The 3,251-nt window shown below is 64.0% G+C and carries 1 protein-coding gene; it reads left to right on the plus strand.

The window, feature by feature from the left end:
* Window positions 1-36: 36 nt before the first annotated feature.
* A partial coding sequence (locus C1D09_RS16550; protein ID WP_246135771.1) for a non-ribosomal peptide synthetase occupies window positions 37-3,251 on the plus strand: 3,215 nt, incomplete at its 3' end.

Consider the following 3,251-nt stretch of genomic DNA (forward strand, 5'->3'; position numbering starts at 1 on the left):
GTGACGGTTCCAGCCAACGGGATCACACCGCAGAGCATGGCGATCACGCCGGCAATGGTGCCGTTGGCGGAATTGAGCCAGGCCGAGATCGACCGTGTGGTGGAGGCGGTGCCGGGCGGTGTCGCCAATGTCCAGGATATCTATGCGCTGTCGCCGTTGCAGGACGGTATACTGTTCCACCACCTCCTGGCGCAGCAGGGCGATCCGTATCTGATCAGCGCGCAGATGGCCTTTGCCGATCGGGATCGGCTGAATCGCTACCTGTCGGCGGTGCAGCGAGTAGTCGACCGTCACGACATCCTGCGCACGGCCTTTGTGTGGGAAGGTCTGTCGTCGCCCGTGCAGGTGGTGTGGCGCCATGCGCCGCTCAGCGTCACCGAGGTCGAACTCGATCCGGCCGCTGGTTCCGGCGTGGAGCAGTTGCGACATCGCTACGACCCGAGCCATCATCGGTTCGACCTGAGCCAGGCGCCCCTGCTGCGCTTCGTGTTGGCAAAGGATCCCGAGTCTGACCGATGGCTACTGCAAACATTGCATCATCATCTGATCGGCGATCGGTCGACGGTGGAATTGCTGAACGAGGAGATCGAAGCGATCCTGGGCGGCTGGGGAGCCGAGTTGCCCGCAGCGGAGCCGTTCCGCAACGTGGTGGCGCAGGCGCGCCTCGGAACATCGGCGTCGGAGCATGAGCGCTACTTCCGCGACCGGCTTGGCGATATCGATGAGCCCGTGCTGCCATTCGGCCTGGCGGAGATACAGGGCAGTGGTGAGGGGGCGGCTGAAATACACCGGGTGCTGCCGCAAGCTCTCAACGACCGTTTGCGGAGCCGTGCCCGTCGCCTGGGCGTGAGTCTGGCTACCCTTTGCCATGTAGCATGGGGGCAGGTGGTGGCGCGCACATCCGGCTGCGAGAAGGTGGTCTTCGGCACGGTGCTGCTGGGTCGCATGCAAACAGGTGCCGACCGGGCGATGGGCCTGTTCATCAACACGCTGCCGCTGCGACTGGACCTGGACGGGAGGGGGGTGGCGGCAGGCGTGCGCGAAACACATCTGCGCTTGGCTGAACTCTTGCAGCACGAGCATGCCCCGCTGGCGCTGGCGCAGCGCTGCAGCGCGGTGGCTGCGGGGACACCACTGTTCAGCACGTTGTTGAACTACCGGCACATAGCGACGGAGAAGATGGGTAAGCCGAGCCTGAGCGGCGGCGAATGGCTGGAGAGCGAGGAACGGACGAACTATCCGCTGACCCTGTCGGTCGACGACTTCGGTACCGAGCTTGGCCTGACGGCACAGGTTGTGAAGGCGATACCGGCGGATCGCGTGATCGGGCTGATGCAGCGAGCGTTGGAGAGCCTGGTCGAGGCGCTTGAGACTGCGCCTGAGACCCCGTTGCGATCGCTGGACGTGCTTCCGCAAGACGAGCGCGAGCTGATCGTAGATGTATGGAACCGGACGGAGACTGATTATCCATCGGATTGCTGCATCCAACAGCTGTTTGAAGAGCAGGCTCGTCGCGCTCCTGATGCGATCGCGTTGATCCAGGGCGATGTTGAGGTGAGCTATGGGCAGTTGAACGCCGAGGCCAATCGCCTGGCGCATCGTCTGATCGGGCTTGGCGTGAAGCCTGACGACCGGGTCGGGCTGTGCGTCGAACGGTCACCGGCGATGGTGATCGGGCTGCTCGGCGTGCTGAAGGCAGGCGGCGCCTATGTACCGCTCGATCCCAGCTACCCACGCGAGCGGCTTGGTTTCGTAGTCAGCGATGCCGACCCGCGTCTGGTGCTGGTGGACAGGGCAGGACGCGTTGCACTGGGCGAAGCGCTGTCGGGACGAGAGACGATCGGGCTGGATGTGCCTCAGGCGGAGGGGAAGGATTACCCCGCGACCGATCCCGATCCGCGCGCTCTTGGCCTGACACCGCGTCACCTCGCCTATGTCATCTACACCTCGGGTTCCACCGGAACACCCAAGGGCGTGATGGTCGAGCATAGAGGCGTTGTCAATATGATCGCGGACTTGCGGGTGACCTATGCTTTGTCCACTCAGGACCGCGCGCTTCAGTTTGCGTCCATGTCGTTCGACGTATCGGCCGAAGAGATATTTCCTGTTCTGGCGGCGGGCGCCGCGCTGATTCTGCGAACCGACGCATGGCTGGCATCGCCCGGAACCTTCGTTGATTTGTGCGGCGTCTTCGGCGTCACAATGGTGAATCTTCCTTCCCATTTCTGGGCGCAGATGACGATGGATATGCCCGACATGGCACTTCCCGGCACGCTGCGTCAGGTCGTGATCGGAAGCGAGGCCATCAATCCTGCCGCGCTGAAAGCGTGGTTTAGCAGCAACGATCGGCGCCCGGGTTTGTTCAATGTCTACGGCCCGACCGAAGCCACTGTCGACGCCACACTGTTGGAGGTGCGCCCGGACACGCCATGGTCTTCGATCGGCCGTCCGATATCGAATGCGCGGGCCTATATTCTGGACAGGCACGGCGAGCCTGTTCCGCTCGGGGTAGCGGGCGAGCTCTATATCGGTGGGGCAGGCGTCGCGCGCGGCTACCTGAACCGTCCCGAGCTGACGGCGGAGCGGTTCGTGGCGGATCGCTTCAGCGGTGATCCACAGGCACGCATGTACCGCACAGGCGACCTGGTGCGTTATCTGCCGGACGGCAATCTGTTGTTCCTCGGCCGCAACGATCATCAGGTCAAGATCCGCGGCTTCCGCATCGAGCTTGGCGAGATCGAAGCGCGACTGGTCGGACATGCGCTGGTGCGCGAAGCGGTGGTGATCGCACGCGAAGACACGCCTGGCGACAAGCGGCTCGTTGCCTATGTCGTGGCCAAGGATGAGGCCAAGAGCGATGCTGGTGGCGAACTTGCTGCGGTGTTGCGGGCGCATCTGAGCGCAACCCTGCCGGAGTACATGGTACCGGCGGCCTATGTGACCCTTGAGGCCTTGCCGCTGACACCAAACGGCAAACTGGATCGCAGGGCATTGCCGGCGCCGGACGAAGAGGCCTATGCGCGTGGCTTCTACGAGGCGCCGCAGGGCGAGGTCGAGACGATCCTTGCCGGGATCTGGCAAGAGCTGCTGGGTGTCGAGCAGGTCGGACGCCAGGACAGTTTCTTCGAACTCGGCGGCCATTCGCTGCTGGCGGTCAGGCTGGTGAGCCGTCTGCGCCGRMTGGGCCTTGGGGCGGCGATCCGCGACCTGTTCGAGCATCCCCGGCTAGCGGATTTTGCGGCGAAGCTGGG

Origin of the sequence: Mesorhizobium intechi (genome assembly GCF_002879535.1) — a bacterium.
Lineage (GTDB): Bacteria > Pseudomonadota > Alphaproteobacteria > Rhizobiales > Rhizobiaceae > Mesorhizobium > Mesorhizobium intechi.